Origin of the sequence: Aestuariivivens sp. NBU2969 (genome assembly GCF_019931125.1) — a bacterium.
Lineage (GTDB): Bacteria > Bacteroidota > Bacteroidia > Flavobacteriales > Flavobacteriaceae > Aestuariivivens > Aestuariivivens marinum.
Window position 1 is genome coordinate 18783 of record NZ_JAIOUU010000020.1, and the last position, 15098, is coordinate 33880.

13 protein-coding genes are annotated in these 15098 nt (G+C 37.1%); 1 reads left to right on the forward strand and 12 read right to left on the reverse strand.

Annotation, left to right across the window (positions count from 1 at the left end):
• Positions 1-6 precede the first annotated feature (6 nt).
• The 5 genes from K7G79_RS12330 to K7G79_RS12350 are packed head-to-tail and all read right to left on the reverse strand — an operon-like array spanning position 7 to position 4290.
• Positions 7-765, reverse strand: a complete 759-nt coding sequence (locus K7G79_RS12330) for a creatininase family protein (protein ID WP_223551895.1) — start codon at positions 763-765, stop codon at positions 7-9.
• Positions 766-777: 12 nt separating this feature from the next.
• On the reverse strand, positions 778-1653 hold the full coding sequence (locus tag K7G79_RS12335) for a Rid family hydrolase (protein WP_223551896.1): 876 nt from the start codon (positions 1651-1653) through the stop codon (positions 778-780).
• On the reverse strand, positions 1650-2783 hold the full coding sequence (locus K7G79_RS12340) for a mandelate racemase/muconate lactonizing enzyme family protein (RefSeq protein WP_223551897.1): 1134 nt from the start codon (positions 2781-2783) through the stop codon (positions 1650-1652). The genes K7G79_RS12335 and K7G79_RS12340 overlap by 4 nt, the downstream gene beginning before the upstream one ends.
• Before the next feature lie 6 nt (positions 2784-2789).
• Complete coding sequence (locus tag K7G79_RS12345) at positions 2790-3578, reverse strand: SDR family NAD(P)-dependent oxidoreductase (protein ID WP_223551898.1); 789 nt, start codon at positions 3576-3578, stop codon at positions 2790-2792.
• Positions 3579-3588: 10 nt separating this feature from the next.
• A complete protein-coding gene (locus K7G79_RS12350) occupies positions 3589-4290 on the reverse strand; it encodes an RraA family protein (protein ID WP_223551899.1) in 702 nt (233 codons plus the stop codon).
• 122 nt (positions 4291-4412) lie between these two features.
• Between K7G79_RS12350 and K7G79_RS12355 the strand changes: the two genes are divergently transcribed.
• Positions 4413-5285 carry an AraC family transcriptional regulator gene (locus K7G79_RS12355; protein WP_223551900.1) on the forward strand — a complete coding sequence of 291 codons (873 nt, stop codon included), beginning with the start codon at positions 4413-4415 and terminating at the stop codon, positions 5283-5285.
• A 100-nt stretch (positions 5286-5385) separates the two neighbouring features.
• Here K7G79_RS12355 and K7G79_RS12360 read toward each other — a convergent pair whose 3' ends face one another.
• Genes K7G79_RS12360 through K7G79_RS12390 form a run of 7 tightly spaced genes read right to left on the reverse strand, consistent with a single transcriptional unit; the run spans position 5386 to position 14803 of the window.
• Complete coding sequence (locus K7G79_RS12360; protein ID WP_223551901.1) at positions 5386-6459, reverse strand: mannonate dehydratase; 1074 nt, start codon at positions 6457-6459, stop codon at positions 5386-5388.
• A 23-nt stretch (positions 6460-6482) separates the two neighbouring features.
• A complete protein-coding gene (locus tag K7G79_RS12365; RefSeq protein ID WP_223551903.1) occupies positions 6483-7547 on the reverse strand; it encodes a lactonase family protein in 1065 nt (354 codons plus the stop codon).
• A 1-nt stretch (position 7548) separates the two neighbouring features.
• A complete protein-coding gene (locus K7G79_RS12370; protein ID WP_223551904.1) occupies positions 7549-8349 on the reverse strand; it encodes an SDR family NAD(P)-dependent oxidoreductase in 801 nt (266 codons plus the stop codon).
• Positions 8349-8759, reverse strand: a complete 411-nt coding sequence (locus K7G79_RS12375) for a hypothetical protein (protein ID WP_223551905.1) — start codon at positions 8757-8759, stop codon at positions 8349-8351. The genes K7G79_RS12370 and K7G79_RS12375 overlap by 1 nt, the downstream gene beginning before the upstream one ends.
• A 1-nt stretch (position 8760) precedes the next feature.
• Complete coding sequence (locus K7G79_RS12380) at positions 8761-10104, reverse strand: sugar porter family MFS transporter (protein WP_223551906.1); 1344 nt, start codon at positions 10102-10104, stop codon at positions 8761-8763.
• Between the two features lie 11 nt (positions 10105-10115).
• Complete coding sequence (locus K7G79_RS12385) at positions 10116-13727, reverse strand: glycoside hydrolase family 38 C-terminal domain-containing protein (protein ID WP_223551907.1); 3612 nt, start codon at positions 13725-13727, stop codon at positions 10116-10118.
• Between the two features lie 59 nt (positions 13728-13786).
• Positions 13787-14803, reverse strand: a complete 1017-nt coding sequence (locus K7G79_RS12390; protein WP_223551908.1) for a LacI family DNA-binding transcriptional regulator — start codon at positions 14801-14803, stop codon at positions 13787-13789.
• Positions 14804-15098: the final 295 nt, after the last annotated feature.

The window sequence follows — 15098 nt, forward strand, 5'->3', positions numbered from 1 at the left end:
TTAATCTTATTTAATATTTAAAAGGTCATTAATGATATTTTTTAAATCATCAACAACCAATTTCGAAATTTGTTTTCCTTTTTCTAAAGTTCCGTATTCTGGATCTCCAAAAACACCATTAGTAGTCATTTCCTTAGTTGATCTGTAGTAAGATGCCTTGGGTCCCCGCAACATATCACCCTCACTCCAAGAAAAGGTATCGGTATGTTTCCCTTTTTCAATTTTATCCAGATGTACTAAGTGTGGGGCAATATTTAACATTAATGACGTTTCAAACTCCCCGGCATGCCCAACACCGCCTTTACCACTTTCATTTAAAGCAAATAACGCCTCGGATGCTAGTTTCCACCACGTCACCATAATGATATTTACCATGGGATTTTCATAGCCCAACTTTTCTACCAATACTTGACCAACAGCCTGATTCCCACCATGGCTATTTAAAAGGATAATATTTTTAAATCCATGCTGTATCACCGATTTAACTATATCCTCAACCTGCCTTATGAATGTGTCATGACTAATGGTAAGTGTTCCGGAAAAATCCATATGATGTGAAGAACATCCTATACTAATAGAAGGCAGCACTAGTACCTTATCGGGGATAGCCTTATGCAGCTCATTAGCAAAATGTTCTCCTATAAGTCTATCGGTTGCGAGTGGCAAATGCTTTCCATGTTGTTCTGTTGCTGCCATGGTAAGAACAACTGGGGTGTTTTTGGCTACCTTACTTAATTCTACTGTTGTTAATTGATCCCAAATCATGATTCCTTATTTTTATTTTTTAGCGGCCCACATTTCGATTTCAACCACCAGATTCATCAACAATCCTGTTTGTACTGCTGTACGAACAGGTTTTGGATCTTTAAAATAATTTTTATAAACAGCATTAAATCTTGGCCAATCGGCTAAATCTTTTATAAACACATTTACTTTGAATACATCGTTAAGGGTACATCCGGCAGAGGCCAACTGAATACTGCAATTATCCATCATATAGACCGTTTGTTCCTCTATGGTATCCCCTATAACATTTCCTTGTTTATCTATGGCAGCTTGCCCGGAAATAACAACCAGTTTACTCGGATTCACTTCTAAAACCGGAGAATAAGGCCCTGCGGTAACATGCTGACTTGCATTTGCTGGCATCTGTTTTGCTGCTTGTAGATTAGCTTTGGAATTGACACTGAAAAATGGCAAATAGCCTGTAAATCCAACCATTTTCCATTGGCCGTTTATTTTTCTGCACCTGTATAATGTCTGCCAATTGGTTTCTACATAACTCCCATCCGCTTTTTTTATGTCTCCTACAAACTTTTTGTGCAACAATGCGGCATCACCTATAATTTCTATGTCTTGTAATATGGTTACTCTATGCAGTGCTTCGGTTACATCTTCACCCCATGAGGTTTCATGGAACTCCTTAGCCTGTTGCAGCCATGAGATCTTATAACTTTCTAAATTTGGAAAGCTTAATTTCCATTGGTCAATACTTTGGGATTTTCCCCCGTCAATTCCCATAAAACCTTCTTCATGAAAATCATCTTCTACCATTTTCCAGTCTTGGTTTACAAAAGCCTCGATGTCTCTTTTGACCACCATGTCCCAAATGTCTTCTTTGTTTTTATCTATACCAGTAAATGGGTTGTTCATAATGTATATGCTTTTTGTTTTGTTTGGTAATGTTTAACAGCGTCCATATCTACCTCTATACCTAAGCCTAATCCTTGTGGTAAATGAGCATAGGGCGCCTCAATCTTTAAAGGTGACTTTAACAAGTCGTGTTCACGTATTAATCGGCCAAAAATATCGCTTGGCCAGTTGCAGGATGCCGCAGCAGCTGCAGAATGTATGTACATGGCTTCTAAAATGCCAAGGTCTATTTCGGAACCATGCCAACAGTTTAATTCTGCCGCCGACGCTATATGGTCCAGTCTCTGGAAATCTGCCAATCCGCAATTAAAGTTAAACCCATCTACTGCACTTAGTTGAATCGCCTGAATACTATCTTTAATTCTTTGTCCGTGTATGATGTAGGGTAATGACACATGAAGTACTATGGGTACAGATGAATAGTTCCTTAATTGATGATACTCATTTAATTGCCAACGAGGAAGTGGATCTTCGAGACATAAAATATTACCTATTTCCTGTAAGCCGTCAATGCGTTTTTTAGCCTCAAAAGCATGTAACCAACGCTCGTTAGGATCTAAAATAACCTGCATTTCTGGCACGGTTTCAGCAATTGTTCTGCACCACCCTATAACGTCATCCTCTAAATCGCTTTTAAACTTCATACAGGTATAACCCATATTATGAAACTTTAAAGCTAAATCAGCAATATCTTCTTGACTGCGATGGCTGGACCACGCCCCCACTTTAACTTTATCCTTTAAAGGGCCTCCTAGCAAATCTACTACCCGTACGCCTTTCAGTTTGGCATAAGCATCCCAAATGGCACACTCAAAACCGTCGTATTCCCTAGAAAAGGCAAAAGGTAATTTCTGTAATGTTAATTTTTCAATATCCTGTCCAAGCAATAATTCGGATATAGCATCTACAGTTGTCCAATTATGGCTTCTGTACAACTCTCCCCATCCAATGATACCATTTTTTAGTTCAAGTTGTACTATTAGTTTGGAAACCTCATCAAATTGAACGCTCCAACCTGCTTTGGCTCCCAAGGGCAATTTATGCAATCCTTTATTGAAACCCTTACTTTCAATAGCTCCGGGGTGAGCAGGCACTATAACCTCAAAGCAAGTAATTCTATTAATTGTCATTTGTTTTTATTTTTCAATAAATGAATTGTTATACAACATAGAGGTTGTTCCATTATCAACATAAATTACCTGACCGGTAATGGCCCTGCTAAAATCTGAGGCTAAAAAGCCAACCACATTTCCACAATCTTCAGCCTGTATTTCAAACGGTAAACTTTGATAGTCTTTGGTATGATTTTCCACCCAAAGTTCGGGATCATCAGCAAAAGTTTTAATTAACTCAAAATTCTGTTCTGCATGCACATAACCAGGTGCTACTGCATTTACCCTAATATTGTGTTTCCCAAGTTCTACTGCCATGCCCATGGTTAACCCTTCTACTGCACTTTTTGCACTGGCATAAACGGCGTACTTAGAAATGGTTGCCGAAGCATGTACCGACGAGATATTAATAATACTACCCGCTGTATTGTTTTCAATAAGTTGATTCGCAAATAATTTTGAAAGTTTCCATACAGCTCGTACATCAATATTGTATAGATTATCAAACTCCTGATCGGTTACTTTATGTGCTTCTTTACTTAGTCCAATACCAGCATTATTTACTAAACCATGTATTACTCCTACTTGTTTGGCTATGGTTGAAAACATGGCTTCCACTTGGTCATCATTGGTTATATCGGCAGCTACTGCTATAGCATTGGGCAAGGTATTAGCGACAGCTTGCGCTTTTTCTAACGTTCTGGCATTTATAATAACCCGGGCACCCATTTTTGATAATGCAATTGCAACCCCATTACCCACTCCAAAACCAGCGGCCCCGGTAACTAAAATATTTTTATTAAATAGATCCATTGTTAAATAATTACATAATTCCAAATTTTTCAAAGGCATCCACAGTACTCATCCCTTCCTCCAAAGCTTTTTGTACTAATTTCTCACCTCTCGCTTTTTCAATGGCTCCAGTAAATGCTTCTTTTTCTATTTCTTGAGGAATAATTAACACACCATCCCTATCGCCATAAACAATATCACCAGGGTTTATACGAACACCGTTAAATTCAATAGGCACCCTGTAATCGATAACCTTTCCTCTTGGTCCTTGGTCTTGGGCATAGGTTCCCAATGAGAATGTCGGAAAATTTAGTTTTTCTATTTCATTGGTATCTCTTGAATAACCATCAACTACAGCTCCTGCGGCTTTTAGTTTTAAAGCTCTTGTACTCATTAAACCTCCCCATAAGGCATATCGTGGTGAAGCTCCTGCACATATATAGACTTCATTTTCTTTTAAACTGTCAAGTGCTTCAAACATAATCCCAAAGGGTTTCTTCATCAAAGGATTATTTGTTTGTCTTGAAGACTCTTCAAAAGTATCGGCTTCCAGCACGGTCATTGCTCTTCCTATGGTAACCATATCCTTTCTTAAAGGCTTTATGTTTGGTGAGAGAAATTGATGTAAATACCCCATCTTATCCAATACATCACCCACTAGGGCAACGAACAACTCTTCTTTTGCAATTTTGAAAAGCTCTTGGTCGTTTTCCCATTTTATTACTGTATTCATAAGTATATTAAATTAAATAAACTCTTTAAACCTAATTTCTTTATCTTAAGTTATAGAATACCAAAGAAAACCAAAAATTGAAAAAATATTATTAATTTTAGTACGATAATACTATTTCAAATATGCAGGAACTTGATAAGACCTCGACCGATGAACGTCAAATTATTGATTTTGAAGCCTTAGGGTTTGAATGTATAAAAGTTTTGGGAACTTATAATTACAGGCAAATGAACAAAAGCCTAGAAATGCACACCCATGACAATATGATTGAAATATGCTTTTTGGAGAAAGGCTCACAATATTATCATATTCAGGGAGAGGATTATAGAATCAATGGTGGGGACCTTTTACTCACCTTTCCCGGGGAAGAACATGGCACCAAAAGTTTTCCTGAGGAACGCGGCCGTTTGTTTTGGTTGATTATTGAAGTTCCCCATAAAAACCAGAGGCTTTTAAATTTATCGAAAAAGGATACTAAATTATTTGTAGAAAATTTTTTAAGCTTAAAATCGAACAGGAAATTTAAAGGTTCTGACCGGTTAAAGCATGATCTTAATGCTATTTACAAAATTTGTGAGCATCCAATTAGTGGCTTGGACAAAATTAAAATATCAAATTTACTGCTACATTTTCTATTGAACGTCTTAGAGTTTGGGAACAAACATTCCAATCAAATTATAAGTAGGGAAATAGCCGATATTTGTACTTATATTAACAACAATCTTAGAGAGACACTTCCCTTGGAACAGTTGGCCCAATTGTGCAACCTGTCGTTATCGCATTTTAAATACAAGTTTAAAAAGGACATGGGATATTCTCCTTCTGATTATATTTTAAGGCAAAAAATTGAAAAAGCTAAGGAGCTTTTAATGGATACGTCGAATAGTATTCAGGATGTGGCCTATAATTTAGCCTTTAGTTCGTCTTCATACTTCGCCACAGTTTTTAAACGTTATACCGGTATATCGCCAACTCAATATTCAGGTATAAACTAACTTTTAAATATTCCTTAATATTTAAATATTATAGTTTTTTGATGAGATATAATCTAAAAATAATCATTTCTGTTGGTATCAACTTATTGTTATGGCTTATTTACTCACTATTAACACTGTTTAAAGCCGCTTTCATATAGCCCATAGCATAGGCCATACCTGCATACCAAGGCCCTTCGCAAGTCATTTGTGGTGTATGGTCGGGTATCAACACCCCTGAAAAATTGTTCTTCTTTAATATCCTAAGGATTCTTAACATATCGATATCGCCCTCATCTACAAACACTTCTTTGTAATGCGGCACTTTACCAATAACATTTCTAAAGTGGACGTAGGCTATCTTATCTTGTTTGCTGTAGAACCCCGTAGCCTCGTGCACGTCACCTTCGGTCATTTCTGCTATGGAGCCCAGGCAAAACTCCAATTGATTGCTGGTACTGGGTTTCATGTCGATTAATTTTTGATACATGTCTGGCTGATATACCAATCTGGGCGTGTTTCTTATATAAGGCATTGGTGGATCATCGGGATGTGCGGCCATGACCACTCCTGCTGCTTCAGCAACGGGAATGATTTGGTCTAAAAAGTATTGCAAGCGCTTCCATAGCTCATCATGATCAATACTGGGCAGTGTTCCCTTTGGAGCATGTCTATCATAAACCATGTTCCATACCATGCCATTTGGTATTGGCGTTTTATCTGGCTCACCTTCCATACCTACAGATTGGGCATTCCCTCTAGCATATGGGCCAATGGTTCTACTTGAAACTCCCGCTAGAGAAAAGTTATATCCAAAAACAGGTATCCCTGCTTTGCCCACAATACGTATCTGTTCTTTTACCAGTTCCATTTGCTTTTCCTTTTTCGGGCCATCCAAAAGAATATCGTGCCATATGGAAGGATCAAAATTTTCAATGGCCTCCAATTCCAAACCATGTGCATTGATCTCTTTTTTTAATTTCAGTAACATTTCCAAAGACCATAATTTACCATCTCCTGCATTACCCCAGCCACCGCTTTCCCCTATGGGCTGATTGGCTTGGGTTTTGTTGTTTTTTTCGTGGCCAAAATAGTCTACCAAGTGGATTACCAAGTGGGTTGCACCACATTGCTTAGCGAATTTATAATGCGCGTCGTTGAGCATATGGCGATATAGTCCAAAACCTAATTTCATTCGTGTTTTTCTTTAAAATTTCATTAATTTAAAAATGCTACGCATACTGGTGTTTTCATGGCTTTGGTTGCAAATTTTTGGGTAAGCGTACCATCTTTTTCTATTAAGTAAACTATGGTATCATGTGAGTCTTGATGGCATGCAATAAGCCATTTCCCGTTGGGGGTTATGTTAAATTCCCTAAGTTCCTTTCCTCCAGTAACTGTATGGTCTATGAGTTGTAATTGTTCCCCTTCAACTTTAAAAATGGTAATGGCATCCCACTTTCTGTTAGCTACATACAGGTACTTGTTATTGTGGTGCATTCTTATGGCCGATGCACTTGGGATGTCTTGGTAATGGTCTGGAAGTGAATTCATCGTGCCCACCTGTTGGAGTACACCATCGCATGCTTTTAGGATGGAAACTTCTCCTGTTAGTTCGTTGACCGCATAAGCGAATTCCCCATTTTTGCTAAAGACCATATGTCTTGGTCCACCTCCTTTTTTAACTGCTATATCAAGCTCGGTTTTGGGCTTTAAGTAGTCATTCTCAAAAACATAACCGTTGATGATATCTGTTCCCAAATCACAGGCATAAATTTCTTGTGTTTTGGGCCGAATGGCAACTTGGTGCACATGTGGTCCTTCTTGACGTTCTTTATTGACACTGGATCCCGAATGCTTATGATTTGTCACACAATCTGAGAGGCAACCCCTTTTATCCAACGTAAATTGAAGTAGGTTACCGGTTTCGTAACAGGATACTAAAATATGGTTTTCTATTTTTTCTATATGGCAGGGAAATCCACCTTTTATTGGCAACTCATTACACAATTCCAATGAAAAATCGTTCTTAATCCTATAGGCTTTTACTTTGGGAGCTTCTTTTGATATGACTTCGGTATTACAATACAAAAACTTGTTATGTTTGTCCACAACTAAATAACTGGGGTTGACCGTAGATTCTACATGCAACAGTTTAAGCTCTCCTGTTTCATTGTTCAATTCAACAGTATAAATACCCTCACCCTTACCTACGATTTCCGGTGAAATTGTTTTTGTATAGCTGCCTATGTAGAACACTATTAAATCCATTTGCGTATGCATTTTATTCTGTTTTTCGGGTTAGTCTTGGGTCATACTGAATGGTGGATTGCATATAGCCACCGTCTATATATATTTCGGTGCCAGTTATATAACTTGCTAGGTCTGAACACAAAAAGGCTACTGTTGGCGAAACATCCTTAACGGTTCCAATTCTTCCCTGTGGAATCCAATTATTAAATTTCTCTACACCAAAATTGGCAATTTCCTTACGGTTCATCTCGGTTTCAATGGCCCCAGGAGCAACAGATAATACTCTAATATTTTGCTCTGCCAGTTCTAAAGCCAGGCTTTTGGTAAACATCTTTAACCCGCTTTTGGCAACACAATAATGGGTGAATCCTTTTCGGGGAACAGTGTCGTGTATGGAGGTAATATTAATAATAACACCTCCACCTTTTTTCTCCATCCGCCTACCGGCCTGTTGTGCACACAGAAAAGCGCCTTTTAAATTGACATCGTTTACCCTGTCCCATTCTTCTTCATCTAAATCCAGTATATGGTGGCAGGTCTCTGTACCAGCATTGTTTATTAAAATATCTATACTTCCCAGGTGCTCGTCCATAAATTGGAACATCTCTTGGACCTCTTTAGCATTTGCAACGTCTGCTTTACCACTAAAGACTTTTACCTGATATTGGTCTTTAATTTGTAAAGCCAATTGCTCGGCTTTCTCCTTATTGTTGTTGTAGTTTATAAAGATATCTGCTCCGCATGAGGCCAATTCTCTACAGATTTCAGCTCCTATTCCTTGTGAACCTCCTGTAATTAAGGCTTTTTTTCCTTTTAAATTTATAACACTCATTATAATTCCTTTAGTTTATCTATTTCATATCTCAAATCGGATATCTGTTTTTTAGTCAAATAAAAATATTCAACATCATTTAAATGGGTATTTGACTTTTCAACAATCAACACCTTACTTCCTTTTTCCATGGCAATATTATGCCATAACCCTTTTGGTATGTTATAAGTTACTTGAGGAAGCATTATATGAGCTGAAAAACTTAATTTATCATCTTTATTTAATACAATAAGTGTTGCTTTGCCTTCCAACAAGATAAATACTTCATCGGTTTGTTGATGCACTTCTACTTTATCAATTTTATCAATATGCTGGGTAGCTATATAATTGAGCTGTGCTACTTGCCACCCATCATCAACCAGAAATGGGGTAAATCCTTTTTCACAAATGTTATACGATTCCAAACCCATTTTATTCTATATCTGTCTTAAATAATTCTTTTTCAATTTGCTCTAAGGACTTTCCCTTGGTTTCTATAAGATACTTTTTATAAAAGAAATAACTTATTAAAGTAGCAACGGTGTAAAATGCAAAAATATACCCAGCTCCAGTACTACCAGAAAACGCACCTACAATTATTGGGAATAAAAACGAGGTTAACCCATTAAAAAACCAATGCGAAAAAGTTCCTATCGCCACGCCCCTAGATCTAATGTTATTGGGAAACATTTCGGAAAACAAAACCCATATAACGGCACCTTGTGAAGCTGCAAAAAAGGCCACAAATCCTATGAGGCATACCACCAGAACAACACTCATTTCAGCTTTTAAAAAGAAAAAAGTAAAAATTCCCAAGAACAAGGTCATCCCTATGGAACCTATAAGTAAAAGTCTTTTTCTTCCTATCCTGTCAATGAGCTGCATGGCAATAAGGGTAAAAATCAAATTGGTTAGGCCTATTAATACGGTCTGACCAATAGCAGACTCTGTTGAAAAACCAGCCATCCTAAATATATCGGTGGCATAATACATAACAATGTTTATACCCGTAAACTGATTAAACATACCTACAAGAATTCCAATAACGACCAACTTAAAGTAAGGTTTTCTCCAAAGGGTTTTACTTGCATCAATAGCATCTGCCTTAATAGACTCCTTTATTTCATTATAGGTTATTTGTACATCCCCTTCATTGCCCACACTTTTCAATACAAGTAAGGCTTCATCATGTCTCTCCTTTGCAATTAACCAGCGTGGGCTTCTTGATACAAAGAACAGCAGAATTAAAAAAAGTAATGCTGGAATACTTTCTGAGGCAAACATCCATCGCCAGTTGTTCTTACCTATATCCAACAGTAAATAATCTGCAAAAAAAGCAACCAAAATACCTAGGACTATCGATAATTGAAAGGTTATAGTCAATCTTCCCCTATATTTTGGCGGTGCTATTTCGGTAATATACATAGGAGACAGCACAGAGGCACCTCCAATGGCAATGCCCCCAAGCAATCTATAAATTACAAAGGCGTTTAGATTATTGGCCAATCCAGAACCCAATGCAGAAACCAAAAAGAACAGGGCCATGATACGAAGCATATTTCGCCTTCCAAACTGATCCCCCAGTTTCCCAATAAAAAAGGCTCCTAAAATACAGCCTATTAATGCCGAACTGACTGCCCATCCTTGCATAGAGGGGGTTAATTGAAAGTATTCGGTGAAAAATGGTAATGCACCATTAATTACTGCAGTATCATACCCAAATAACAATCCGCCCAATGCGGCTACAAACGTGTAAAAAAAGATTTTTATCTTCATATTTTGTTGATTTATTGATTTTTAGCTTCAAAACTAAACGTTTCAATACCATATTTTGGAACTTCAAACCCAGATACCGGTACGGGATGTTCTTCAATAATATTAGTATGTTTATAGTTTCCAATATTAAAAAACGATTTTAATCCTACTGATGTTTCTTCTCCTTGCGCATCGTACATTCTAATGACAAGTTCGTCTATATCTTCTGCTTTTTTAATGGTTGTGACAATAACATTATCCGCATCGATGTTAAAGAAACTTAGGTGTTCTGGGAGTGTGGCATGAACCGATTTATCTGGATTGATTACAATACGTATGGGGTCGTTATATTGTTTGGCAATGCGCTCTCCGGTATTTTCTCCTGCTTTGTTGGAGGTTAATATGTTCTGGAAGGTATGGTTTCCTTCTTGTGAATATTCATTTCCTTCCCAGTGGCAAGAGGTTCTACTGGCCAGCAAAACGTGTTGTAGCAGTATATCAGGGTTGTTTTCGGTTGTTGGGTCTATCCAATCTATTGCTGCTACAGAAGAACTTAATGTTACGGTCATTTCATCATCCGAAGCCGAGAACCAATCCATTATGGCTCTTGGATGCACATCTTTACAGAGCGCTGTATAACGATCGCCCGCCGTATGGATTTCATCTTTTCCTACTTTAACAGTCCCAAAAGGAACTTCATGGGCCACCTGGGCCTTATCAATTGCTACGGGAAAGGCTGTTCTAAACTCTCTATACAGTACGCCTTCCCAGTTTAACAACTTGGTTTTAAAACGTATTCTTTTTAAGGTATGGTAAACGGTTACTTCTTGTTGCACCTTAGCATACAAAATAGGTTGTTCCAGCTTGTATGTAGTATACACATCTCCATCTTCAATAATGCCCCATTGTGGGTTGTGGGCACTTACTTTATCAAAATCCTGCATAAAAGGTTGCTGGATATCTCCAAATTCACCTGCTCCATTTCCGTTGGAATACAACGTAAATACCTCACCGCCCTTTAATCCATCTGTTCTTAAAAGGTTTCGGTTTAACTCTTTATCATAAATTTGGGAAATGCCTCCAGATCCAAAGGTAATTTTATAGGTATTGTTTTCGTATACCGATTTAAAATCTTGGTTCTGTTTTGCTTTCAGCGGTTGTTGCAACGGTTCCACATAATAGGTTTTATAGCCTATGGATGGGATATCTTTAGCTATAAAAGTGACATCGGCACTTTTAAGGCTTTTGTCATCATAATACTCGATATTGGATAACTGAGAGGGGACGATTTCCTTATTAGCCGTCATGATATTCAGCCCTTTGGCTTTTCCTTTCTGAAAGTTCAAATTCACCTTTACGGGATCGGTACGCTGCCATGACAGGCTATTGAACAATACTATGGGCATCCCTAACTTTTCTTTGGTCTTTATGCGCCCTGCAATAAAATCGATCCCTGTATTTAATAGTTGTGTGCCCAGTTCCTCAGATTTTACCAATTGTGCCTTAAATAAGTTATCGGTTATATCGCCATCATGTCCGCCCCAACCATGATCTGGATATATTTTAGCTTGCCATGCCTCATCGAGTGTCTTAAATGGGTAGGGTACTTTTTGGGGATCCATGGTATTGGCTATAGCTAGAAACTTTTCCGCGGCCGGTAGAATTTTGGAGGCTTTCCTGCTCGCAGAAATGGCTTCGTGGTGTGCAGGGCCATGAATGTAGACCCACACATTGGGACGTTCTCCTTTAATGGTGTTGATATCCGTTGCATTTGCTTTGGATAAGGGCATGAATTCATCGGAGGTCATTAAATCCATTTTCGGAAAATAAACCGACTTTTCTTTTCTATTTTCGTCTTTTATGCTTTCGGTGCTATTCCATGCGTCAATAAAATCGGTATAATCTATGGCCGGAATCATGTCGTAACTGGACAATAATGGGGTAATGGTTTTGGTTTTCAGGTAATATTGGCTCCAATAGGCCACTTGCTCTGCGCCATATTTAATCTTATTGCTCAGATCTTTTGAGAGTTGTACGTAATCATCGCCATAATGCCCTGGAGAATACGTGAATACTGAACTCCCATCGGGGCTCTCCCAATTAAACAGCCCTTTGGCATGTCGGCTAATAACCATATAATCGACACCAGCTTTCTTTAATATTTGTGGGAATTGTAACGTTTTACCAGGCACATCAACATTCCAATATACCTTTGAATCATAACCCCCAAAAGTCTTTTTTACCCAACGTTTACCCAAATAAAATTGACGCACTAAGTCTTCTGCATCGTACATATCCTCATAGGGACAATTATAGGATGCACCTACCGATAAAAGCTTTTTATTTAACAAGGCCGTTATCTTATCTTTTGAATCTGGATGCCTTGAAATGTACTCTCTAAGCATTAAGCCATCTTCTATATCAAACCCATAATCACCTCTAACAAAAGCATCCCTTATAACAGGTGTTAGCAATAGGGTGTCCCTAAGGATAATACAGACTTCAGGTCTATCCATCCAAGCTATGTCCTGATGACTGGAGTTCATTAGGGATACAGTCCCATTCTCATACTTTTGATCAAAAAAATTGGAATAGGACGCGAACATTGATGGCTTATAAAGCTTGACTATACTGAGATTGAAATTTTCGGTATTTTGAATGTTATAGTGGTAAAAATATTTGCCCACAACATCCGATAATACAAATGGTTCCTTTTTACCCTTTAATGCTATTGTAAAACTCTCATTACCATAGAACAACTTAAAGTTTTCTTTAGGCCCTTTAATATTTATGGTAGCTTTTGCCAGACCACCTTGTTCCTTGAATGCTATTTTGTCACTTTCTCTACCATCACAATCCACAGAGACCAATTTATCTACAAAATGTGCTGGTGCGTCAATATGGAAAACACCATTATTTTCTTTAATACTAAAAGCCACTTCATTTAGAGCAGATATTTTTAGTTGTTCAACCACATCTTTCACTTTAAAAATCATAAACCAGGACCGACTTCCCTTTCTGTGACCATTAATTTTAATCCGTGTTTCCTTTCCCCTACCTACCAATGTTGTTGGCACAGTCAATCTAAATGCACCAACCCCATCGTTATTTGCATCTCTCTTCATTAAAATATATTCTGGTCCTACATTTAAGGGATTGCTTAATATCTTAAGGGTACCGTCTTCATTGGCAATAAATGTTACAGCTAACTCATCGTTTATAAATAGGTCGAAAGGCTCTCTAATGTTCAAATCGATGTTAGAGTAAAAGAGATATGAGACTGTATCACTATGGTAATCTTCCGGTATTTTATTTGTCATTATTTCAAAGAATAACTTCCCATCTGAAGCTCTCGATATTAAAGCTTTGGTCACATCTTCCCGAATCGACTGATAGGTATAATCCCTACCATAAACCTTTTCTTTGTAACCTTCTATATCATTTTTAGTGGTAGCATAGAGTTTAAATCTTTCGTTGATTTCTTGTATGTGATTATGACCCCCGCCACCATGGAATAGTTCTATTTTTACCGGGACATCCAAAATGCTAGGTGTTTTTTCAATTGCACTAGACAAAGCACAAACAAGTTGTAGCATCAAAAACCCTATTGATTTAAAATAAAATCGTAATCTTAATATTGACATAGTTTATCCATTTTTATATTTATAGTTTCCAAAATACAGTTTAACACTAATTAAAATAATTAATTCGATCCACAAGATTTTCTTATAATCATTTCTGTTTCCAGAACATTTACTTTTTGTTCCATGATCAATTTGTTTTCAATACTATTTATCAAAACCTCAGCAGCTTGTTTCGCCATTTGCTTAACCGGTTGGATTATTGACGTAATTGGAGGGTCTAGTAAATCAAAAGCACTCATTTCATCAAAACTTACAACAGCTATATCTTTAGGAATATTGATTTTTTTCTTTTTTAACTCTCTTAGTCCCAAAGCAGTAAGATAATGTGTTGAAAAAATAAGGGCATCTACTTTGTTTGTGCCATTTATCAAATCATGAATAGCTCCCTCCATTTCTTGATTGTATCTAATTTGATCCAATTCCTTAACCATACTAAACTCCATATTATTTTGTTTTAAGGTGTCCTGATATCCCTTCTTTCTAAGTCTCAGGACTTCTAATTTAGAGTCCAGTGTAACGAAGCCAATTTTATGTCTTCCCAATTCAATCAAATGTCTAGTTGCCTTTTTTACTCCCCCAAAATTATCAGAAATAATACTATATGTATCAATTTCAGGATAATGCCGGTCTATTAAAACGAAGGGAAAATTATTTTTTTTTAACAGTTCAATGTCATTATGATTTTGTTGGGTCGATGCTATAATTAGGCCATCAACTTGCCTATTTAACATAGTGCGTATAAGCTTACCTTCATCTTTAGGATTTTCGTTCGAACTACTAAACACCACTGTATAGCCCATTTCCTTTGTTCTCTCTTCTATTTGCTGCGCAATAACTGCATAATGTGAATCAGCAATATTAGGAACAATTAAACCGAGCGTCTCTGTTTTACCCCTACTTAAACCTCGAGCTAAATGGTTCGGACTATAATTGTTTCTTTTAGCGTATTCAAAAATCTTTTTTTGGGTAATTGTACTGATCTTTGCCTCATCTCCCTTATTGTTCAAGACAAGGGAAACGGTTGTTTTCGACAGCCCTAAGTGTTTTGCAATATCTTTTAAAAAAATTGTTTTCAAAATAATTACCTAAACCGGTTTAGTTATTTGGTAACACAAGTTACAATAAATTTATGTTTAAAATATAAAAAATGTTGCAATATCAAATACAGCTAAAATGTTTCTAACAATTACTATCTAACGCTTTAAGCGAAACAAATTACCAATTATTGATTTTTAAGTCTTAGAATTTACAATGTATAAAGGTTTTGGGAACCTATAACTACAGACTAATGAACAAAAGTTTGGAAATGTAAATTCATGGCAGCATGATTGAAAATATGTCTTTTGAAAAAGCTTACAATATTAGCCCATT